Below are 21,317 nucleotides of genomic sequence, written 5' to 3' on the forward strand. Positions count from 1 at the left end.
CATGAGCACAGAACGCAGTACACTGTCCTATCTGAAGTGGCCCCTGATCGTCACCATCATCGGCCTTGGCCTCTCTGGCTGGCTTGGCTGGGCGACAGAGGGTAATTTCTCCGGGATCGTCTCTTTTCTGATCGTCGGCACGGTGCTTGCCGCGCTTGAGATTGCCTTGTCTTTTGACAACGCCATCGTCAACGCCAACAAGCTCGAGGAAATGACGCCAGTCTGGCAGCGCCGCTTCCTGACCTGGGGCATTCTGATTGCCGTTTTCGGGATGCGGATCGTGTTTCCGCTGGCCATCGTGGCGATCTTTGCCTGGATCAACCCGTTTGCCGCCGTGCACCTCGCGCTGTCCGATCCGGATGAGTATTCGCGCATCATCGGCAATGCACACGGGCCAATCTCGGCCTTTGGCGGGACGTTCCTGATGATGGTGGCGCTGAAGTTCTTCATCGACGAAGACAAGTCCATCGACTGGATCGAAATGCTCGAACGCCGCCTTCGGGTGTGGGGATCCATCCGGGGGTTCGAGATTGCTTTTGTTCTCGTGATCGTCCTGCTGATCTGCCAGTCGATCCCGGAAAAGGATCAGGGCGTGTTCCTGACCTCCGCCGTGATGGGGCTTCTCGTTTTCACCATGGTCGACGGGCTCGGAACCTATCTCGACAACATCGCCGGCAAGACCGCCGAGATCGGTGCCAAAGGCGGGTTGGGCGCATTCCTCTATCTTGAGGTTCTGGATGCCAGCTTCTCTTTTGACGGGGTGATCGGGGCCTTTGCGCTGACCACCAACATCCTGCTGATCGCCATCGGCCTCGGGATCGGCGCGATGTACGTGCGGTCCATGACCATCATGCTGGTCGAACGCGGCACACTGGCCGAGTTCCGCTATCTGGAGCATGGGGCGTTCTATTCGATCTTTGCCCTGTCCGTGGTGATGTTCCTGCAATCGCTCATGCATGTGCACGAGTTGATCACCGGCGGCGTTGGCATGGCTTTGATCGGTTTGGCGTTTTACGCCTCCATTCTTCACAACAAGCGCGAAGCGTAGGACGACAGGGGTATTTCATGGCTCGGACCTATCTAAAAAAAGCAACGCTGACCTCTCGGTCTGACGCGGGCGAAACGGCCAAAACGGTCGCAGACATTCTGGCGGATATCGAAAGGCGCGGCGAAGCGGCGGCGCTGGAATACGCTGCCAAGTTTGACAAGTACGAGGGCAACGTCGAACTGACGCCCGAGGAAATCGAGGCCGCCTGCGCCAAGGTTCCGCAGAAGCTCAAGGATGACATCCTGTTCGCCCATGACAACGTGCGCCGCTTTGCCGAAGTGCAGAAAAGCACGGTTGCGGATGTGGAATACGAAATCAATCCGGGCCTGATCGCCGGGCAGAGAGCTATCCCGGTTTCTGCTGCCGGATGTTACGTGCCCGCGGGCCGCTATCGCCATATCGCCAGCGCGATCATGACGGTGACAACAGCGAAGGTCGCGGGCTGTGAGCATATCACGGTCAGTTCCGCCCCCCAGCCCGGCGCGGGCCTCAACCCCGCTATCGTCTATGCCGCCCACGCTTGCGGGGCCGACAAGATCATGGCGCTTGGCGGGGTGCAGGGCATTGCGTCCATGGCCTTTGGACTGTTTGGCCAGCCCAAGGCCAATATCATCGTCGGGCCGGGCAACCAGTTTGTCGCCGAAGCCAAACGCGCGCTCTATGGCCGTGTCGGCATCGACATGATCGCAGGTCCCACTGACAGCCTGATCCTCGCGGACAAGGGGGCGGATGCTCATATCGTGGCGACGGATTTGGTCAGCCAGGCCGAACACGGCTACAACTCACCGGTCTGGCTGGTCACCGACCATGAGCCACTGGCGCGGGATGTGCTGGCGCAGGTGCCCGGCCTGATCGCTGACTTGCCCGAACTGAACCGCGAAAACGCGGAAGCCGCGTGGCGGGACTATGCCGAGGTAATCGTTTGTGCGGATCGCGAGGAAATGGCGGCCACGTCGGATGACTACGCCCCCGAACACCTGACGGTTCAGGCGGACGATCTGGATTGGTGGCTTGGGCGCCTGCGCTGCTACGGCTCGTTGTTTCTTGGGGAGGAAACCACGGTGTCCTACGGCGACAAGGCTGCAGGCACCAACCACGTTCTGCCCACCTCCGGCGCGGCCAGCTACACAGGCGGGCTGAGTGTGCACAAATACATGAAGATCGTCACATGGCAGCGCGCCACGCGCGAGGGGTCCAAACAGGTGGCCGAGGCCACCGCGCGGATTTCCCGATTGGAAGGCATGGAGGCCCATGCGCGGGCTGCGGATGTGCGATTGGCGAAGTATTTCCCTGATGAAACCTTTGATCTGACGGCCAATGGCTGACCCAAGGTCTCTCTTTGACCTCTCGGGCCGCGTTGCGTTGGTGACCGGGGCCAGTTCCGGCCTTGGCCACCGCGCGGCGCAGATTTTGCACGAGGCAGGGGCCAAAGTGGTCGCTCTGGCGCGCAAGGAAGCTGACTTGCAGGCGCTGACCGAAGGTTTGGAACAGGCAACTTATGTTGCGGCAGACATTACGGATCGGGGCGCCCAAAACGATCTGGTCTCGCGGATTGCCGCTCCTTTTGGCGCGCCGGATATCATCGTGCATGCGGCCGGTGTGAACCGAAGGCAGACGGCGGATGATGTGACCCAGGAAGGCTGGGATCAGACGTTGGAAGTCAACCTGACGGCCCCTTTCTTTCTCACCCAGGCGATGATCCCGGCGATGAAAACCAAAAGCTGGGGCCGGATCGTCAACTTCGCATCTTTGCAGACCACACGCGCTTTTCCCGGCGGGATTGCCTATGGGTCGAGCAAGGCCGCCGTGGGCCAGATGACCCGCGCCATGGCCGAAGCATGGTCCTGCCATGGCATCACCGCAAACGCCATCGGGCCGGGCTTTTTCCCGACGGAGCTGACCAAACCGGTCTTCGACGATCCCGAACGGGCAAACCGCAACGCGGCGCAAACCTGCATCGGGCGCAATGGACGGCTTGATGACATGGACGGCCCGCTTTTGTTTTTGTGCTCAGAGGCTTCCCGATTTGTCACGGGGCAAGTTCTGATGGTGGATGGGGGGTTCACCGCGAAATGAAGGCATTGATTTACGAAGGCGTAGAAACTCTGGCGGTGCGGGATGCGCCGATGCCTTCCCCTGCAGCGGGGGAGCATCTGGTGCGCATTCACGCGGCCGGGATATGCGGTTCTGACATGCATGCCTATCTCGGTCATGATGAACGGCGCCCTGCGCCCTTGATCCTTGGGCATGAGGCCGCGGGCGTGTTGGAAGACGGTCCGATGAAAGGCCGTCGTGTCACGATCAATCCCTTGGTGACTTGTGGCACCTGCCGCTATTGCCGGGCGGGGCGCGAAAATCTCTGCCCGGATCGCCAGATCATCTCGATGGCCCCGCGCGAAGGGGCGTTTGCTCAGTTCGTGCCCATGCCGGAGCAAAACCTAGTGACCGTGCCGGACGACTTCCCGCTGGACAAGGCCGCACTCTGCGAGCCCATCGCAGTGTCCTGGCACGCGGCAAGACTGGCGCTTGAGGGGCTGCATCCCTCCATGGCGCGCAGAGCAATGGTCATTGGAGGCGGGGCGATTGGGCTGTCCGCAGCGCTGGCGCTCAGGGCGATGGGTGTCGAGGATATCAAGGTCATCGAGCCAAACGATCTGCGCCGAGCGTTTCTGCAAGCCCGCTGCGGGTTGGAGGCCAGCGCAGCCCCGGAACACACCGCTACAATCGTGATTGATGCGGTTGGCTATGCCGCAACGCGCTCTGTCGCGTCCGAATGGGTAGAGCCCGGCGGGATCATCGCCCATGTGGGATTGGGGGATAGTGAAAGCGGGTTGGATATTCGGCGATTGACGCTTCAGGAAATCGCCTTTGTCGGCACCTACACCTACACAGCGCAGGACTTTCGCGACACCGCCGAAGCAATGTTTTCCGGGCGGCTCGGGTCGCTCGACTGGTTCGACACGCGGCCGCTGGATGATGGGGCCACAGCCTTCAACGACATTCGCGCGGGCAGGATCGCCGCGCCCAAGGTCATCCTTGATCCATGGGCGCACGCCACGACAAGCTGAAAGGAAGACACCATGTATGACAAGGTTCTTGTGCCGATGGCGCTCGACCACGGCATCTCACCGCAAACGCTGGAAATCGCCAAGGCCATCTGTTCGGAAAATGGCGAGATCACCGCCCTGCACGTCTTTGAAGTGCCGAAAGGGTCCGTCAGCGTTTACATCGGCGAAGACACGGTTGAACGCGGCTTTCAGAGTGCGCGCGCGCTGCTCGAAGAAAAGGTTGCCGGACTGCCCGGCGTCAAACCGGAAATCACCCGCGGCCAGGCGCATCATGCCATCATCGACTATGCCGTCGAGCATGGTTTCGACTGTATCGTGATCGGCTCTCACAAACCGGGGCTTGTGGACTACTTCATCGGATCGACGGCGGCACGGGTCGTGCGCCATGCGCCTTGCGCCGTTCACATCCATCGCGACAAATAGGGCGGCAAAATGAACATCGACAAACGTATCGCGGATGAACTGGTTGCGAACGACGTATCCTTCGTCACCACCGTTCCGTGCAAACAGCTGGCCGGCGTGATCGAGGAAATCGACCAGCGGGACGACATCTTTCACATTCCGTCCAACAAGGAAGACGAAGGCATGGGCTTGTGCGCCGGGGCCTGGATGGGCGGTAAAAGGCCGGCCATCATCATGCAGAACACCGCTATCGGGGTGACGATCAACACGCTGGCGACGCTGATCCAATACTACAGGATGCCTCTGCCGATGATCATCTCTTACCGGGGCGAGCTGCGTGAGCCTGTGGCCTGCCAGGTGGAAATGGCCGTTCACACCAAGGCGCTACTCGCGCAGATGAACATCCCGACCTATCACTTCCATTGGCAAAAGGACGTCGAAGAGTTCGACAACATCCTCAAGTACACCTTCATGTGCAACAAACCTGTGGCGATCCTGACCGACGCCAACTTCTGGGGAGGCTACGGCGACCAATGATCCGTTCCGAGATTCTCAAAGAGATTGCGCCGATCCTTCGCGACCAGCTGGTGGTCTGCAACATCGGTATCCCGAGCCAGGAGCTGCACGCAATCGACGATCAGCCGACGAATTTCTACATGCTCGGTACCATGGGTCTTGCCTCGTCCATCGGGCTGGGACTGGCGCTCGCACAGCCTAAGCCGGTGGTCGTGATCGACGGCGATGGCTCTGTGCTGACCAACCTTGGCACCCTGCCGACCATCGGGAACAACTGCCCGGACAACTACATCCTGATGATCATCGACAACGGCAGCTACGGCTCCACCGGGGATCAGCCGACCTACACCGGCATGAAAACCGATCTGGCGGGCATGGCGCGGGCGGCGGGCTGTGAAACCGTAATCGAGGTGCAGGATGTGGACACCGGTCCGGCTCTGCAGGCAGCGCTGGACAGCGGCAAAGGCACGGTCATGGTGGTCAAATGTGACAGCGGCAACGCCAAGATGCCGGTCATCACCATGGATCCGGTCGTGATCCGCGATCGCTTCATGAAAGCTGTCGCCAGCTGATGTTCGGGGCCCCGATCCAGTCGGCAGCCGACGCGCGGCGCATTGCCAAACGTCGGCTACCGTGGATGGTCTTTGACTATATCGACGGGGCGGCAGGGGATGAAAGTGGTGCGCGGCGGAACCGCCGTGCGCTTGAGGAGATCACGCTGACGCCCCGAATTCTGAGGGATGTCAGCGACCGCTCTCTCTCCACAACCCTCTTTGGCAATACCGCAGGCATGCCCATCGGTATCGCGCCCATGGGCATGTGCAATCTCTCAGCCCCGGGCGCGGACCTGATGCTGGCGCGCCTTGCAGCCAAGCACAGCGTTCCCTTGGGCGTCTCGACTGTCGCATCGACACCGATGGAGCGCATGATCGAGGTTGCCGAGGGCAATGCCTGGTTCCAGCTTTACTTCAGCGGCGACGGCAAGGGGACCTTCAAACTGGTCGAGCGTGCCAAGGCCGCCGGGTATCAGACCCTTGTCCTGACCGTTGACGTCCCCGAAGTCGGACGTCGCCCGCGCGAGTTGCGCCACGGGTTCAAAATGCCCTTCCGCCTCGGCCCACGCCAATTTCTCGATTTCGCGCTCCACCCGCATTGGTCGCTTGCAACCCTGATGGCTGGGCGGCCTGAGATGGCCAACTTCACCATGGACGGCTACACGTTTGATCGCACCGAAAGCCGCGCCAAGGCAACATGGGACACGCTCATGGTGCTACGCGACCGCTGGCCCGGCACTCTCGTAGTAAAGGGGGTCCTGGATCCCGGAGATGCCCAGCGGCTTAAACAATCCGGCGTGGACGCCGTTCAGGTTTCGAACCACGGCGCACGCCAGTTGCAAAGCGCCCCGTCACCGATCGAAGCGCTTCCAAAAATACGTGAAATGCTTGGCGCGAGCTTTCCGGTGTTTTTCGACAGCGGGATTCGATCCGGAGAAGATGTGCTCAAGGCGATCCTGAGCGGCGCGGACTTCGTCTTTGTCGGGCGCATCCTGCAATTTGCCATCGCGGCAGGGGGAGAAGCGGGGCTTCAGCAGATGTGGCACGTCCTGCGAGAGGAGCTTGATATTGCCATGGCGATGGCTGGCCTTACTGACCTGCTGGGCGGACTTGCGCCTGAAAATCAGCTTTAGACGCGGCTGCTGCATTGGGTTCCGGACCAACTCGGCCTAAAACGGCGCAACACGCTGCCAGTACGAGACCCCATGCAACACTTCCCCCAAGGCTCCTTCCGTTTCTTTGCACTCGACGTGGAAACCGCAAATCGCCAGCGCGGCAGCATCTGTCAGCTTGGCGTGGCTTGCGTTCGGCCTGACGGGCAGATCGAGACCTGGTCCAGCCACGTGGACCCGCAAACCGACGATTGGTCCTGCACCCGCATTCACGGGATCACCGGCGCAGATGTCGCTGGCGCGCCGTTGTTTTGCGATGTTCTGGACCTGCTCGAAGAAACGCTGAGCGATCACGTGATCTACCAGCATTCCGGGTTCGACAAATCCGCCGTGGCTGCCGCTTGCCGCGAGTACCAGCGTGATCCACCCGAGTGGGACTGGCGCGACAGTGTGCTTGTTGCTCGCAAAGCCTGGCCCGAGCTCAAGCGCAACGGCGGGCATGGGCTGGCCTCTCTCAAGCAATACCTCGGCCTGTCCTTCCGACACCACGATGCGGGCGAAGATGCACGCGCGGCAGCCGAGGTGGTCTTGCGGGCAGAAGCCGTCTTTTCTGGCTAACCCGCGCTTTGACAAACTGCGACAATGTTGCATTTCCGCCCCGGCAGGCTTAAGTCACGCCGCAACCAACCTCTGACAGGCTGCACATGAACTGGATCACAAACTACGTTCGCCCGCGCATCAACTCGATCTTCTCGAGGCGCGAGATTCCCGAGAACCTCTGGTCTAAATGTGACGGCTGCGGGACAATGCTGTTCCACCGCGAGATCAGCGACAACCTGAACGTCTGCACCAACTGCGGACACCACATGCACATCACCCCGCGCGACCGCTTCCTGTCGCTGTTTGATGGCGGCGTCTTCAATGAGGTGGAGGTGCCGGAACCGCTCGCCGATCCACTGCATTTCCGCGATCAGAAGCGGTACCCCGACCGTATGAAAACTGCGCAGAAAGGCACCGGCGAAAAGGAAGCCATGCTTGTCGCGACCGGCGAGATTGGCCGCACACCGATTGTTGCCGCTGCGCAGGACTTTTCCTTTATGGGCGGCTCCATGGGCATGTACGTTGGCAACGCCATTGTCGCAGCTGCCGAGGAAGCCGTTCGTCTGGGCCGCCCCCTGGTGCTGTTCTCTGCCGCCGGGGGCGCGCGGATGCAGGAAGGCATTCTGAGCCTGATGCAGATGCCCCGCACCACCGTTGCGGTGCAGATGCTCAAGGAGGCGAACCTGCCCTATATCGTGGTGCTCACCCACCCGACGACAGGCGGCGTGACCGCCTCTTATGCGATGCTGGGCGATGTGCAGATTGCAGAGCCGAACGCGCTGATCTGCTTTGCCGGACCGCGCGTGATCGAACAGACCATCCGAGAAAAGCTCCCCGAGGGGTTCCAGCGTGCCGAGTACCTGCTCGATCATGGTATGCTCGACCGGGTGATCGACCGCCGCGAAATGCGCAAGGAACTGATCACTGTCTGCCGCATGCTGATGAAAATGCCGCCGCCCACCTGGGGCGATCTGCCCGCACCGGGGCCGGATGAGGCGAACATGCCTCAGACCAAGGGCTAAACATGTCTGTCGGATCTGACGTCATCCTCGACCGGATGATGGCTCTGCACCCGAAGGTGATTGACCTCGTGCTGGACCGTGTGTGGCGGCTTCTGGAGGCGTTGGATCGCCCGGAGAAGAAACTCCCGCCTGTCATCCACCTTGCCGGGACCAATGGCAAGGGCTCGACGCAGGCTATGCTGCGCGCCGGGCTCGAAGGGGCCGGGAAGACGGTTCACGCCTACACCTCGCCGCATCTCGCACGGTTTCACGAGCGCATCCGGCTGGCGGGTGAGCTGATCACCGAAGAGCATCTGACGGCGATCCTTGATGAGTGTTATGCTGCCAACGGTGGCAAGGTGATCACCTATTTCGAGATCACCACCTGCGCCGCCATGCTTGCCATGGCACGGACGCCTGCGGATTTTACGCTACTCGAAACCGGTCTTGGCGGGCGGCTTGATGCGACCAACGTTGTCGAAAAACCTGCCCTGACCATCCTGACGCCGATCAGCATGGATCATGAGCAGTTCCTCGGAAACACGCTGGCCAAGATCGCTGGCGAGAAAGCTGGTATTCTCAAACGGGGCGTGCCTTGCGTCGTCGGCCCGCAACCCGAAGAAGCCATGGATGTGATCGAAGCCCGCGCCGAGGCGCTGGGCGCTCCGCTCATCGCGCACGGCCAGCACTGGCACGCCTATGAAGAGCGCGGGCGCTTGGTCTATCAGGATGAGACGGGCCTGTTGGATCTGCCCTTGCCCAACCTGCCCGGCGCCCATCAGATCGAGAACGCCGGGGCTGCGCTTGCCGCCCTGCGCGCGCTGAACTGCGGCGAGACTGCCTTTGAAGCCGCCGTTTCCGAGGCTTTCTGGCCCGCCCGCATGCAACGGCTCAAAGAAGGGGCTTTGTGCGAGAGCGTGCCGCAGGCGGAGCTTTGGCTCGATGGCGGTCACAACCCTGCTGCGGGCGAAGCGTTGGCCGCGCATCTGGCCCGGTTGCCCGCGCGTCCGACCCATCTCATCTGCGGAATGCTGAACACCAAGGATGCGTCCGGCTTCCTCAAACCGCTTGCGAAGCAGGCGCAAAGCCTGACGGCAGTGCCCATTCCCGGCGAGGCCAATACCCTGCCAGCCGTTGATCTGGCGAGTATGGCGCAGAACAACGGACATACGACGGCCATTTCGGAAACCGTGACCGAGGCACTGCACACGATCACCGAAAAAGACCCGCAAGCACGCATTCTCATCTGCGGCTCGCTCTACCTCGCAGGCCACGTTTTGCGCGAAAACACGTGAGTCCGGGCAGTCACGTCATCCACAAAAGCCTCTTGTGGATAACCGCTGGATATTGACTGATTCGCCTCCTCCGACCTATATCTTGCATAAAGCAAGAAATGTGTGCCCAAGGCACCAGAGGACGAGTAGATGATCAAAGGTCTTTGCCTCAGCGCGAGCGCCGCCATTTTCATGGCGACTCCGCTTGTTGCGCAAAGCACTCGGATTTCGGAAGATCGGGACAGCTTCTCCTTCACGATGAACGGCACGTCGATCACCATCGATCGCAACGGCCCGGCCTGCCCGCCCGCCTGCCTGCAACCGATGCAGGCCGCCGCCGGTGTCAGCACGGTTGGCGAGTTGGAAATTCTGGATTTTCTCGACCTGTTCGTTTCGGGTGGTCAGGGGCTTCTGATCGATACGCGCTTACCAGAGGCCTACAACGCCCAGACCATTCCCGGTGCGGTTAACGTTCCCGCCGAAACACTGCGTCCCGGCAATCAGTATCGCGACGATCTGCTGAACGCGCTGGGTGTGCGCAACGGCGACTTTTCGGCGGCATACGATCTGGTGCTTTTTTCCGGAAGCTCGGCTTCTCCGGCGGCAGCCGAAGCCGTGCGTGATCTGCTTGGCGCAGGCTATCCGGCGACCAAGCTCAAGTATTACCGCGGGGGTCTGGGGGCTTGGGTCGCCGCCGGGCTGCGCACCGCCGGTGGTCAGTAGTGGAGTGGGTTGAATGATCAGAATGGTTCTTTTCGCTGTCGGCTTTATCGCGATCACAATTGCGCTGGTCGTTTTCCAGCCCGGATCCAACCGGACCGCCAGCACACCCGACATCCCGCAACCGGTGACCCGTGCAGAGCCCGCGCTCGATGCGGCCGCGCCGCAGGACGATCCACTCGCGCGCGCGATTTCCAACGGTGTTGGCCAAGCCCCGCAACCGGCTCCGCGCCCTACGCCCCGCATTGCGGTAGCGCCGAGCAGTGATCTGGACGATCAATCGTTGCGCCGGATGACATGGGACACCTTGTCTAACCTCAATCAGGCCACTGGCCACGAAAAAGCTCCGGGACAACCCGGCAGCCTGCTGCACACCATCGTGCGCCGCTCGCTGGATGACACGACCGCAGCGCCTGCCGCACAAGAGGCAACCGCAGAAGGCACCTATATCGTTCAGCCAGGCGACAGCCTCGTATCCATTGCAGAGTTGATCTACGGCGATGTGAACATGACCGGCCCGCTTTTTGCCGCCAATCAACAGCAATTGGCACGGCCAGACGATCTGCGCCCCGGTCAAAAGCTGATCTTGCCTGCAAACTGACCACTATCTCTTGGGCATGTCACCCAAAAGTTAATCCAAGTGTTGACACACGCACTAGATGTTGACTGCTTCGAAGTGATTCGCCTATAACCTTGGGTAGAGACGCGGCATTGCCACAGGCTGCGCTCCAAGGGGGACATAAGATGATGTTTGCTGACGCTTTCATGCGTGCTGGTCGAGTTGCATCCGCAGGGGCCGCTAAGTCATGATGAAGCAAGCGCTCTTTGGCACCGGATTTATCGGCATCACGCTGGGACTTTTGTGGTTCGGGCTTGCTCCTCTCCCTGATGAGAAAACAGACTTCAACGAAGTGAGCCGGTCGGAGCCGGATCTTTTTGGTTTGACCCCCGCGATCCCGCAGCCGCGCACGGCGCAAGTTCCTGTTGCGCAGCCAAAACCAGAACCCGCGCCTTCGATCGCGGCCAAACCAGCACCCGCTCCGACGCCGGAACCGGTTCAAGCGGTTGTTGCGGTGCAGCCTGCGCCCAGCCCCATGCTTCTTCCGGAGGCGTCCGACGACGCGATGGAGAAGCTGCGCGCCATGAGCTATGGTATCATGCAGGAAATGAAGGCTGCCAAACCCGGCACCGAGAGCAGGGTCGCGCCGCAAGAAGAGGCCAAACTGGCCCCTGCGCCAATCCCGACCCCAGCGCCAGTGCCGGAACCCGAAGGCCAGCAATACACGGTCAAACCAGGCGACAGCCTGCCCGGCATCGCCTTTCGGTTTTACGGAACGACGGTGGCCTATTTCCAGATTATCGAAGCCAACCCAGACATGCTGACGGAGCCCGCCGATCTGAAGGCCGGCATGGTTCTGACAATTCCCGGTACGTGAGACATCAGGCAGAAAGACCAGTGAAAACGAGCAGCTTGGGGGTCCTTCGGGACCCCTTTTTTTGACCTACTCGACCCTGCCCCAATCCGCAGCCTGCATTTCCCGCAGGCGGCTGGCCGTGCGTTCAAATTCGAAGCTGCCCGTCCCTTCGACGTAGAGCATCTCCGGCTCCGCCGCTGCGCTGGCAATCAGCTGAACCTTGGCCTCATATAGCGCGTCGATCAGGGTGACGAAGCGTTTGGCTTCATTGAAGTTCTGCCGCGACAGGCGCGGGATGTCTTCGAGCACCAGAACCCGCACGGCTTCGGCAATGGCAAGATAGTCGCCAGGCCCAAGCATCTGTCCGCACAGTTGATAAAACGTCGCCCGCGCCATGCCGTTGTGATAGCGATCCAGCACAAGATCGCGGCCTTTTACATGCAGCGTGTGCGTCTCGTCGCGGCCGTGGCTAAGCTCGTCCCACAGGGTGTTGATCGCCGCACGTGCCGCCGAATCCGCCGGAGAGAAATAGACTTTCTCACCGGACAGCCTGTCCTGCCTGTGGTCGCGTTCGGACACCAGTTCATGGACCACCATGCGGTGCTTCAACAATTCGATGAATGGAAGAAACAACTGACGGTTCAACCCGTCCTTGTACAGATCGTCCGGTATCCTGTTCGACGTGGTCACGATGACCGTACCCGCATCCATCATCTGTTCAAACAGGCGGCCCACGATCATCGCGTCGGCGATATCCGTGATCTGCATTTCGTCAAAGGCCAGAAGCTTGACCGCGTCGCTCACACGCTTGGCGACCGGTTTGATCGGATCTTCAACACCTTCCTTGCGCAGTTCGTGGATCTGGCTCTGAACATCCTGCATGAAAGCATGAAAATGCACGCGGCGCGTCGGGACATTCAGTGTATCAACAAACAGGTCCATCAACATGGACTTGCCGCGGCCAACACCACCCCAGATATAAAGGCCCTTAGGGGGCTCAGGCGCTTTGCGGAAGAAGCCTTTCTTCTTTGCGGGCTCCGCCAGTTCGGCACGCAAGCGTTCCAACTGCGGCAACACCGCCAGCTGCGCATCATCTTCCTGAATCGTCCCGGCGGCAACCCGCGCGGCGTAAGTTTCTTGAACAGTAGTCATGTATACCGATGTAGACCGTAGGGCCGGAAATGTGTAGCCATCACGGATTGTGAAACGATCTTCACACAGATTGAATTGACGCTTTGTTTAAATGGGGTCATTCAAGTGCGTCGAAAGGTTGATCCCATGGAAACGCGCACGCCCCTTTTCACTCCGGTCCTGATCACCGGCTGTTTGATAATCCTGATTTCCTTTGCCGTCCGGGCGAGTTTCGGGGTGTTCCAGATTCCGATTGCGGAAGAATACGGTTGGCTGCGCAGCGAGTTCAGCTTTGCCATTGCGATCCAGAACCTGTTCTGGGGTATTGGGCAGCCGATTTTCGGAGCCATCGCCGAAAAGATCGGCGACCGCAAAGCGATCATCATCGGAGCATTCACCTATGCGGCCGGGCTTGTGTGGTCCGGTTACGCGCTTAGCCCGGCCTCGATGCAGGCGGCTGAAATGTTTGTCGGGTTTGGCATTGCCGGCACCGGATTCGGTGTGATCCTGGCCGTTGTTGGCCGTGCATCCTCGGATGAGAACCGATCCATGTCCCTGGCGATCACCACCGCAGCCGGCAGCGCCGGGCAGGTGGTTGGCGCACCTTTGGCCGAAGGGCTTTTGGGTGTGATGCCGTGGCAATCGGTTTTCCTCGTATTTGCCGTGCTCATCTTGGCAACCATCCTCTTCCTGCCCTTCATGCGAGCGCCATCCCGGCCCGAGAAAGCTGCGGAGCTCGTGGAGCAGACCCTCGGCGCCGCCCTGAAGAAGGCCGTGCGGGATCCCTCGTTTGGCCTTATTTTCATCGGCTTCTTCAGCTGCGGCTATCAACTTGCCTTCATCACCGCGCATTTCCCAGCCTTCGTGACAGAGCTTTGCTCTCCCGTCGCGGCGGGGGGCATTCTGGCGAACATCGGCGTGACAACCACCTCAGCGCTTGGGGCGATTTCGATCTCATTGATTGGTCTGTTCAACATCGTCGGCACGCTGGTCGCCGGGTGGCTCGGCAACAAGTATTCCAAGAAATACCTGCTCGCCGGGATCTACACCGGGCGGACGATTGCCGCCGCTTTGTTCATCATGCTGCCGATCACCCCGATGTCAGTTTTGATCTTCTCTGCGGTCATGGGTGCGCTGTGGCTGGCGACCGTGCCACTCACCAGCGGCCTGATCGCACACCTTTACGGGCTGCGCTACATGGGCACGCTTTATGGCATTGTGTTCTTCAGCCACCAGCTTGGCGGCTTCATGGGCGTGTGGCTTGGCGGGCGGTTCTATGATGCCTACGGCGATTACACGCTGGTGTGGTGGATCGGTGTCGGCGTTGGCGCGTTGAGCGCCCTGGTGCATCTGCCGATCCGGGAAAAGCCCGCAGCAAAGGCGGTTCCGGCAGAATAATGCGCCTTAGGGGGCGCCTGCATTTACCATGCACCGCCTGCGCGAGACGGATTTCGCTCTGAGCAAGGCATCTGGCGCGCCGAAGTATCCATACTTTCAGCGACAGATAACGCAGCGCAGGGCTAAATCCGCCGCGCCCTTGCAGGGTTTCGCCAAAATTGCCCCTCCCTGCGTTATTTGAGCTTGCATGAGCGGGCTCGTCCTGCGCTCAAATGCCTTGTGAGGAGCAATTTTGGATTGAAACAGGCGATGCGTGGCAAATGCAGACGCCCCCTAAAGCGCCTCTTCGTTCGTCAGCAGCCCGTGTTCGACGAGACAGGCAGCCCAGCCTTCCGCGTTTTTGAAGACATGGCCGTGCCAGCCGCGCGCCTGCGCTGCTTCGATATTGTCGGCGCGATCGTCGGCAAAGAGCAGGTTTTCCGGCGCAATACCGCTTTCCTCTTCGACCATCGCATAGATGCGCGGGTTGGGTTTGATCACACCCATATGGCCAGAGACAAACGCCCGGTCGAACTCGTTCAGAAAGTCATACTGCGGCGTGGCGATGGCCCATGTGCCGATGCCGAAATTCGTAAGGGCAAAGACCGGCACGCCCTTGGTCCGCAGGCTGCGCAGAAGCCGGACGGAATGCGGGATGGCGGGCGTGGCCAGATCAAGCCAGTGATCGTGCCAATGGCGGATTTCCTCGGACCACTCGGGATATTTCTCGGCCCAACCATAGACCGTTTCACAAAAATCATGCCCGGTGTCGATCAGATCGTTCATGCCGTGCAGATCAACCTCGGCGAACATGGCGCGGCGCCGTTCTTCACCAAAGACACGATCATAGTAGCGCTCAGGCTGCCATTCGATCAGCACGTTGCCGATGTCAAAAACCACCGCTTTGATCATGCGCTTTTTGCCTTTCTGAGAGCCCGTTCCAGAGCGTCGAGAAACCGGCTCCGGTCCGCTTTGGTAAAGCCTTTGCCGCCACCTTGCCGAAACGGATCGGCGGCGCGTAGGTCGGCCATGAGATCGCGCATGGCAAGTTGCTGGCCAATGTTCTTCTCATCGAGAACCGATCCGTCGTGCCGCAGAACCTGCGCGCCGGCCTCCACGCATTTCGCGGCGAGCGGCATGTCGGAGGTCACCACAACGTCGCCCGTGGTGGCGCGTTCTGCGATCCACATATCGGCCACATCCGGCCCGTCGGGCACAATGACAACCTCAACAAACGGGTTCTGCGACGGGCGAAGCCCGCCGTTCGCCACCAGTTTCATCGGCAGCCTGTGGCGCGTTGCGACCCGTTCGGCCTCTTGTTTGACCGGGCAGGCGTCGGCGTCGATGTAGAGCGTGGTCACGCGTAGAGCGCCTCGGCGTGGAAGGCGACGTGCTCTTCCATGAAGCTCATCATGAAGAAATACGAGTGGTCAAAACCCTTTTGCATGCGGAATGCCCCCTCTTGTAGCCGCGCAGCCATGGCTTCGGCGAGGGCTTCGGGCTTCAGCAGATCGAGGAACTGGTCGTTCGTGCCCTGGTCGATCAGCACCGGCCCGTCAAAGCCCTGCTGCTGCATCAACAGCGTTGCATCATGTTTGGCCCAGGTGGCTTCATCACCGCCCAGATAAGCGCTGAACTGTTTGCGGCCCCAATCGCTTTTCGTCGGGTTGGCAATTGGCGCAAAAGCCGAAAGCGACCGGAAGCGCCCCGGCAGGCCCATCGCCAGCGTCAAGGCACCGTGTCCGCCCATGGAATGGCCGGTGATGGCCTGACGGTCCATATCGAGTGCGAACTCCGCGCCAAGCAGCGCAGGCAGTTCGTCGGCGATATAGTCCCACATGCGGAAATGCGGCTTCCACGGGTCTTGCGTGGCGTTGACATAAAAGCCCGCGCCTTGCCCCAGATCATAGGCCTCGTCATTGGCGACACCTTCGCCGCGCGGGGAGGTGTCGGGGAACACCAGAGCAATGCCCGCCTCATCGGCCCAACCTTGGGCGGCGGCCTTGGTCATGGCGTTTTCATGGGTGCAGGTTAGCCCCGAAAGATACCAAAGCACCGGCACCGGCCCAGATTGCGCCGCCTCAGGCAGGAACAGACCAAAGGTCATGTCGCATCCGCAAACCTCTGAGGCGTGGGTATAGACGCCCTGCGAGCCGCCGAAACAGGTGTTCTCTGATTTGATTTCCATATCGTCCTCCAAGGGCGCGCGCCCCCGAAAGGCGTCAGGCGCCGTAACGTGCCATGAAGGTTTCGATAGCACCCTCAATAATCCGGTCAACCTCGTCTTGGTTGAATTCGGATTGAACGCCAAAAATCAGCTTGGTCCAGAGATCCGCCTTGCAGAGCTCCGCAAACTGATCGGCAGCCAGATCCAGATCGACGATCGCCAGTTCTCCGCGCGCCGCCGCCTGTCCTAGGTAGTTGGTCAAGGCACGCCGCATGGTCATTGGTCCGCTTTGGTAGAACTGTCTTCCCAGTTCGGGAAACCGGTCCGCTTCGCCCACGCAAATGCGGAAGATACGCTGACCCATATCGGAATAGATGAAACCCAGAAAACGCTCCGCTGCGTCCCTGAGCACGTCTCGTGGCGGGCGCGAGAAGTCCATCGTCACAAGCGCCTCATCGGCCTGCTTGCAGCATTGGGCAGATGTCACTTCCAAAAACAGCAAACGTTTGTCCGGGAAATAGCTGTAGAGCGTCGCCTTGGACACTCCGGCGGCCTTGGCAATTTCGTCGACACTCGCGCCTTCAAAACCGTCGCGCAGGAAAATCTCCTGCGCGCCAGCAAGCACTTGGTCGAACTTGCGCCCTTTGCGGACAACCGCCTCAGTATTCATGAAGACTTCCCATTGCCCGAGTATAAACCAAACGGTTCAGTTCCGGCAAGAAGGCCGGTCACTGACATTGCGTCGCTTTTTCCGTTGCCGGAACACATCCTTGTGTCGACACATCCGGCGCGCTCGGCGGGAACGTCAGATCAGGCAGGGACATAGTCGGGACACCGGCCGAAGCGGCAGCAGCACCGAGGGAAAGAACAGCGGCAAAAACAAGCGGTTTCATGGCTTTACTCCATATCTGAACTGTTTCGTTTAGTTAAGTAAACTCCACAGTTCAAAGTTACAAGATCAAACTGTACTGTTCAGTTCATTTTCTTGCGTTCGATTTGCGAGTCTGGGCCGTTACCCCTCCCCGGTCTGGACCCGCCTAGCCCGGCATGGCAAAAGCCCAGCGCAAACCCGCACGAGGACAGCCCATGCACATCGTCTCCCTGATCGCCCGCCCCGGAAAACTGGACGCAGCGCTTGTCGAAAACCTGCGCAATGCCTTTGGCGGCGGCACGGCGACGTGGCTCTCTCCGGACGAAGCGGCCGAGTTTCCCGTGGAAGCAATCCCATCGAACCTGTCCGACGTCCGCGCTTCCATCGCAGATCAGGCGGACCTCAATGTCCTGCCCACCGAGAACCGCCGCAAACGCATGCTTCTGGCGGATATGGACAGCACGATGATCCAGCAGGAATGCATTGATGAGTTGGCCGAGGAAGCCGGCGTCGGCGAACGGGTCAAGGACATCACGGCCCGCGCCATGAACGGCGAATTGGACTTCGAAGGGGCGCTCATCGAACGGGTTGCCTTGCTCAAAGGGCTGCCTGAGAACGTGATCGACACGGTTGTCGCAAACCGGATCACCTTGATGCCGGGCGGGCGGGAACTGCTCGCCACCATGAAGGCGAACGGCGGGCACGCGGCCCTCGTTTCCGGCGGTTTCACGGCGTTCACGACGCGGGTATCTGCCCTGCTCGGCTTCGACGAAAACCGGGCGAACACCCTTTTGATCGAAGATGACACGCTTTCGGGAGAGGTCGGGCGTCCGATTCTTGGCCGAGAAGCCAAAATTGACGCGCTGGAGCAGATCACCGCGCGGATCGGGATTTCGGAAGCGGACGTCATTGCCGTGGGTGACGGGGCCAACGATCTGGGCATGCTTGGCCGCGCGGGACTTGGCGTCGCGCTTCATGCCAAACCGACGGTTCAGGAACAGAGCGATTGCCGGGTAAATCATGGTGATCTGACGGCCTTGCTCTACCTGCAAGGCTACAGCAAAGACGCGTTTGTCAAACCTTGACCTTTTTGGAAGGTTGGCCTTGACCCTCCAGTGACTGGAAGCCTTATGTAGGCAGAAAATTCAGTTACTCCGGAGGCCGTCATGGCCGAATCCACCCTCACCTTCGAAGTCACCGGCCTGAACTGTGCAGGCTGTGCGGGCCGAGCGACAAAAGCGCTCGCCGCCGTGCCGGATGTTGCCGACGTCTCCGTCAACCTCGCCACACGCATGGCGCATGTCGAAGGGTCAGCCCAAGCGAACACGCTGGAAAACGCGTTGAAAACCGCTGGCTACCCTGCGGCCATCGGCAAGCTGCGCCTGTCGATCGAAGGCATGAGTTGCGCGTCCTGCGCAGGCCGGGTGGAGCGCGCGTTGCTGGAACAGCCCGGTGTTCTGGACGCGCGGGTCAACCTGGCATCGGAGACCGCCGAAGTCAGAACGCTTGCCGGGTCGCTGGACGGTCAAACCCTCGCTAGAATCGTCACGCAAGCTGGGTATCCGGCGCGGCTTGCTACCGATACGACGAAAGACGACGCCGAAGCGCGGCGGGAAGCGGAAACGGGAGCGCTCAAACGCGATCTGATCCTTGCTGCGGTCCTGACACTGCCTGTCTTTGTCGGGGAAATGGGATCACATCTGATCCCGGCTCTGCACCATTGGATTCACGGTGCCATCGGTCAGGCGACGTGGTGGATTGTTCAGTTTGTCCTGACAACGGCCGTTTTGATCGGCCCCGGACGTCGCTTCTTCCGCATTGGTCTGCCGCTCCTTGCCAAGGGCGCGCCGGACATGAACAGCCTTGTAGCGCTCGGCACGCTGGCGGCCTGGGGGTATTCGACGCTTGCCACCTTCGCGCCTTCACTTCTGCCGGAAGCGTCTCGTGCCGTGTATTTCGAAGCGGCGGCTGTCATTGTTACCCTGATCCTCTTTGGTCGTTTTCTCGAAGCGCGCGCCAAAGGCCGCACCGGGGCCGCGATCAAACGACTCATCGGCCTGCGGCCTGATACCGCGCGAGTCGAACGGGAAGGTGAGATCAAGGACACCCCTGTCGAAGACATCGAAACCGGCGACATCGTGCATTTGCGCCCCGGCGAACGCGTTGCCGTCGATGGAATGGTTCTGACCGGTCGCTCTTTCGTGGATGAGGCCATGATCACCGGTGAACCGGTGCCGTCCGAAAAGCTGCCCGATGCGCCGCTTGTGGCGGGCACGGTCAACGGACAGGGCGCGCTGACCTATCAGGCCACAGCCGTGGGCAGCGACACCATGCTGGCGCGGATTGTCGCCATGGTACAGGACGCGCAGGGCGCGCGCCTGCCCGTTCAGGCTCTGGCGGACAAGGTTGTCGCTTGGTTTGTCCCGGCGGTGATTGCGCTGTCTGTGCTGACCATTCTCGCATGGCTTGTCTTTGGCCCATCTCTCACCTTTGCTCTTGTGGCCGGGGTGTCGGTGCTGATCATCGCCTGCCCCTGCGCCATGGGTCTCGCCACGCCGACATCCATCATGGTCGGCACCGGGCGGGCCGCTGAACTTGGGGTTCTGTTTCGCAAAGGCGACGCGTTGCAACGCCTCGACGAAGTCAAAGTCATCGCTTTCGACAAGACCGGCACGTTGACCGAAGGGCGCCCCGATCTGGTTTCTCAAACAGCAGCGCCGGGTTTCGATGTTGCCGACGTGCTGCGCCTGACCGCTGGGGCCGAGTCCGGCTCGGAGCATCCGATCGCGCGGGCGTTGGAGCGTGCGGCCGGGGCGGATTTGCCCAAGCCTGAAAGTACAGAGGCCATTCCCGGTTATGGGTTGAAGGCCGAGATTGCCGGCCAGTCTCTCCTGATCGGAGCGCCGCGCTTGATGGAACGGGACGGAATCGACCTGACACCCCTCACCGACGCCCTCCTGTCCATGGAAGCCAAGGGGCAAACCCCTGTCCTGACTGCCATCGACGGAAAGATCGCCGCAGCCTTCGCCGTGGCCGACCGCATCAAACCGGGTGCCGTTCCGGCCATGCAGGCGCTGCGGAACAAAGGCCTGCACTTGGCCCTGATCACCGGCGACACAGAGGCAACGGCCAAGACCATTGCCCGTGATCTCGGTATTGACCATGTCGAGGCCGAGGTTTTGCCCGAAGGCAAGCGTGACGCCGTACGCGCTCTTCGGGATCAATATGGTCCAATCGCGTTCTGTGGCGACGGAATAAACGACGCGCCCGCTTTGGCCGAAGCCGACGTTGGCCTTGCCATCGGCACGGGCACCGATGTCGCCATTGAAAGCGCCGATGTTGTCCTGTCGTCCGGCGCGCTGATCGGGGCAGTCAGCGCGGTGGACATCAGCCATTCCGTGATGCGCAACATTCGGCAGAACCTGTTCTGGGCCTTTGGCTACAATGTCCTGCTGATCCCTGTCGCTGCCGGTGTTTTCTATCCATTCACCGGCTGGCTTCTGTCGCCGATGCTGGCCGCCGGGGCCATGTCACTGAGTTCGGTTTTTGTCGTCTCCAACGCGCTGCGGCTGCGCTACATGAGATCGAAGGACCCAGCCCGGATGAGACCGGAAACAAGGGAAGCAACCGCATGAATATCGGAGATGTCGCCGCCAAATCCGGCCTGCCCGCCAAAACAATCCGGTACTACGAAGACATCGGTCTCATTCGCCCGGCTCGGACGGAGAGCGGATACCGAACCTTCTCGGACAGCGATCTGCACAAGCTCACTTTCCTCGCCCGCGCCCGCGCGCTGGGGTTTTCAATCGAGGACTGCCGGACGCTTCTTGCGCTTTATGAGGACGAAAGCCGGGCCAGCGCCGATGTAAAGAAACTCGCCGAAGAGCACCTTGAGCAGATCGACGCAAAGCTTCGCCAGCTTCAGTCCATGCGCGATACTCTGAGCCATCTGGTTCATGCCTGTCACGGCGATGACCGCCCCGATTGCCCCATCCTGTCGGACCTTGCCACCGGGGCAGAATGACAGCGCATTGACGCGCCTCGCCGGAACGCGCAAACAA

24 protein-coding genes are annotated in these 21,317 nt (G+C 60.6%); 18 read left to right on the forward strand and 6 right to left on the reverse strand.

Annotated elements, in window-relative coordinates; all coding sequences use genetic code 11:
- Nucleotide 1: 1 nt before the first annotated feature.
- The 14 genes from E4662_RS12390 (at nucleotide 2) to E4662_RS12455 (ending at nucleotide 11,731) form a co-directional block, all read left to right on the forward strand.
- Nucleotides 2-1,048, forward strand: a complete 1,047-nt coding sequence (locus E4662_RS12390) for a DUF475 domain-containing protein (RefSeq protein ID WP_136441889.1) — start codon at nucleotides 2-4, stop codon at nucleotides 1,046-1,048.
- 17 nt (nucleotides 1,049-1,065) lie between these two features.
- Complete coding sequence (hisD, locus tag E4662_RS12395; protein ID WP_136441890.1) at nucleotides 1,066-2,373, forward strand: histidinol dehydrogenase; 1,308 nt, start codon at nucleotides 1,066-1,068, stop codon at nucleotides 2,371-2,373.
- Nucleotides 2,366-3,124: an SDR family NAD(P)-dependent oxidoreductase gene (locus E4662_RS12400; protein ID WP_136441891.1), complete on the forward strand. Its 759-nt coding sequence runs from the start codon at nucleotides 2,366-2,368 to the stop codon at nucleotides 3,122-3,124. The genes hisD and E4662_RS12400 overlap by 8 nt, the downstream gene beginning before the upstream one ends.
- A complete protein-coding gene (locus E4662_RS12405) occupies nucleotides 3,121-4,116 on the forward strand; it encodes an alcohol dehydrogenase catalytic domain-containing protein (RefSeq protein WP_136441892.1) in 996 nt (331 codons plus the stop codon). Before E4662_RS12400 ends, E4662_RS12405 begins: the two co-directional genes overlap by 4 nt.
- Before the next feature lie 12 nt (nucleotides 4,117-4,128).
- Nucleotides 4,129-4,539, forward strand: coding sequence for a universal stress protein (locus E4662_RS12410; protein WP_136441893.1), 411 nt, complete (start codon nucleotides 4,129-4,131; stop codon nucleotides 4,537-4,539).
- A gap of 9 nt (nucleotides 4,540-4,548) precedes the next feature.
- A complete protein-coding gene (comD, locus tag E4662_RS12415) occupies nucleotides 4,549-5,055 on the forward strand; it encodes a sulfopyruvate decarboxylase subunit alpha (RefSeq protein WP_136441894.1) in 507 nt (168 codons plus the stop codon).
- Nucleotides 5,052-5,606, forward strand: a complete 555-nt coding sequence (gene comE / locus E4662_RS12420; RefSeq protein WP_136441895.1) for a sulfopyruvate decarboxylase subunit beta — start codon at nucleotides 5,052-5,054, stop codon at nucleotides 5,604-5,606. Before comD ends, comE begins: the two co-directional genes overlap by 4 nt.
- Nucleotides 5,606-6,721, forward strand: coding sequence for an alpha-hydroxy acid oxidase (locus tag E4662_RS12425; RefSeq protein ID WP_136441896.1), 1,116 nt, complete (start codon nucleotides 5,606-5,608; stop codon nucleotides 6,719-6,721). The genes comE and E4662_RS12425 overlap by 1 nt, the downstream gene beginning before the upstream one ends.
- 72 nt (nucleotides 6,722-6,793) lie before the next feature.
- The gene (locus E4662_RS12430) at nucleotides 6,794-7,318 is read left to right on the forward strand and encodes an exonuclease domain-containing protein (protein ID WP_136441897.1); all 525 of its coding nucleotides are present in this window, start codon (nucleotides 6,794-6,796) and stop codon (nucleotides 7,316-7,318) included.
- Between the two features lie 86 nt (nucleotides 7,319-7,404).
- The gene (gene accD / locus E4662_RS12435; RefSeq protein WP_136441898.1) at nucleotides 7,405-8,322 is read left to right on the forward strand and encodes an acetyl-CoA carboxylase, carboxyltransferase subunit beta; all 918 of its coding nucleotides are present in this window, start codon (nucleotides 7,405-7,407) and stop codon (nucleotides 8,320-8,322) included.
- Nucleotides 8,323-8,324: 2 nt separating this feature from the next.
- Nucleotides 8,325-9,596, forward strand: coding sequence for a bifunctional folylpolyglutamate synthase/dihydrofolate synthase (locus tag E4662_RS12440; RefSeq protein WP_136441899.1), 1,272 nt, complete (start codon nucleotides 8,325-8,327; stop codon nucleotides 9,594-9,596).
- Between the two features lie 129 nt (nucleotides 9,597-9,725).
- A complete protein-coding gene (locus tag E4662_RS12445) occupies nucleotides 9,726-10,298 on the forward strand; it encodes a rhodanese-like domain-containing protein (protein ID WP_136441900.1) in 573 nt (190 codons plus the stop codon).
- Nucleotides 10,299-10,311: 13 nt separating this feature from the next.
- A complete protein-coding gene (locus E4662_RS12450; protein WP_136441901.1) occupies nucleotides 10,312-10,896 on the forward strand; it encodes a LysM peptidoglycan-binding domain-containing protein in 585 nt (194 codons plus the stop codon).
- A 205-nt stretch (nucleotides 10,897-11,101) separates the two neighbouring features.
- A complete protein-coding gene (locus tag E4662_RS12455; RefSeq protein ID WP_136441902.1) occupies nucleotides 11,102-11,731 on the forward strand; it encodes a LysM peptidoglycan-binding domain-containing protein in 630 nt (209 codons plus the stop codon).
- A 66-nt stretch (nucleotides 11,732-11,797) separates the two neighbouring features.
- On the opposite strand, the gene zapE is transcribed toward E4662_RS12455, so the two are convergent.
- Entirely contained in the window at nucleotides 11,798-12,862 is a 1,065-nt protein-coding gene (zapE, locus tag E4662_RS12460) for a cell division protein ZapE (protein ID WP_136441903.1), read from the reverse strand.
- A gap of 126 nt (nucleotides 12,863-12,988) precedes the next feature.
- On the opposite strand from zapE, the gene E4662_RS12465 reads away from it, so the two are divergent.
- Nucleotides 12,989-14,239 (forward strand): MFS transporter, encoded by a 1,251-nt coding sequence (locus tag E4662_RS12465; protein ID WP_136441904.1) that lies wholly within the window; start codon nucleotides 12,989-12,991, stop codon nucleotides 14,237-14,239.
- A 273-nt stretch (nucleotides 14,240-14,512) separates the two neighbouring features.
- Here the strand turns inward: E4662_RS12465 and E4662_RS12470 are convergent, their stop codons facing one another.
- Genes E4662_RS12470 through E4662_RS24095 form a run of 5 tightly spaced genes read right to left on the reverse strand, consistent with a single transcriptional unit; the run spans nucleotide 14,513 to nucleotide 17,278 of the window.
- Nucleotides 14,513-15,130 (reverse strand): HAD family hydrolase, encoded by a 618-nt coding sequence (locus tag E4662_RS12470; RefSeq protein WP_136441905.1) that lies wholly within the window; start codon nucleotides 15,128-15,130, stop codon nucleotides 14,513-14,515.
- Nucleotides 15,127-15,579 carry a YaiI/YqxD family protein gene (locus E4662_RS12475; protein ID WP_136441906.1) on the reverse strand — a complete coding sequence of 151 codons (453 nt, stop codon included), beginning with the start codon at nucleotides 15,577-15,579 and terminating at the stop codon, nucleotides 15,127-15,129. The genes E4662_RS12470 and E4662_RS12475 overlap by 4 nt, the downstream gene beginning before the upstream one ends.
- The gene (gene fghA, locus E4662_RS12480; protein ID WP_136441907.1) at nucleotides 15,576-16,406 is read right to left on the reverse strand and encodes an S-formylglutathione hydrolase; all 831 of its coding nucleotides are present in this window, start codon (nucleotides 16,404-16,406) and stop codon (nucleotides 15,576-15,578) included. The genes E4662_RS12475 and fghA overlap by 4 nt, the downstream gene beginning before the upstream one ends.
- 34 nt (nucleotides 16,407-16,440) lie before the next feature.
- Nucleotides 16,441-17,055, reverse strand: coding sequence for a TetR/AcrR family transcriptional regulator (locus tag E4662_RS12485; protein WP_136441908.1), 615 nt, complete (start codon nucleotides 17,053-17,055; stop codon nucleotides 16,441-16,443).
- 58 nt (nucleotides 17,056-17,113) lie between these two features.
- On the reverse strand, nucleotides 17,114-17,278 hold the full coding sequence (locus tag E4662_RS24095; RefSeq protein WP_168797966.1) for a hypothetical protein: 165 nt from the start codon (nucleotides 17,276-17,278) through the stop codon (nucleotides 17,114-17,116).
- A 193-nt stretch (nucleotides 17,279-17,471) separates the two neighbouring features.
- On the opposite strand from E4662_RS24095, the gene serB reads away from it, so the two are divergent.
- The 3 genes from serB (at nucleotide 17,472) to cueR (ending at nucleotide 21,280) form a co-directional block, all read left to right on the forward strand.
- A complete protein-coding gene (gene serB / locus E4662_RS12490) occupies nucleotides 17,472-18,341 on the forward strand; it encodes a phosphoserine phosphatase SerB (protein WP_136441909.1) in 870 nt (289 codons plus the stop codon).
- A gap of 81 nt (nucleotides 18,342-18,422) precedes the next feature.
- The gene (locus tag E4662_RS12495) at nucleotides 18,423-20,891 is read left to right on the forward strand and encodes a heavy metal translocating P-type ATPase (RefSeq protein WP_136441910.1); all 2,469 of its coding nucleotides are present in this window, start codon (nucleotides 18,423-18,425) and stop codon (nucleotides 20,889-20,891) included.
- Nucleotides 20,888-21,280, forward strand: coding sequence for a Cu(I)-responsive transcriptional regulator (gene cueR / locus E4662_RS12500; RefSeq protein WP_136441911.1), 393 nt, complete (start codon nucleotides 20,888-20,890; stop codon nucleotides 21,278-21,280). Before E4662_RS12495 ends, cueR begins: the two co-directional genes overlap by 4 nt.
- Nucleotides 21,281-21,317: the final 37 nt, after the last annotated feature.

It is taken from the genome of Pacificoceanicola onchidii, assembly GCF_004804335.1.
Lineage (GTDB): Bacteria > Pseudomonadota > Alphaproteobacteria > Rhodobacterales > Rhodobacteraceae > Pacificoceanicola > Pacificoceanicola onchidii.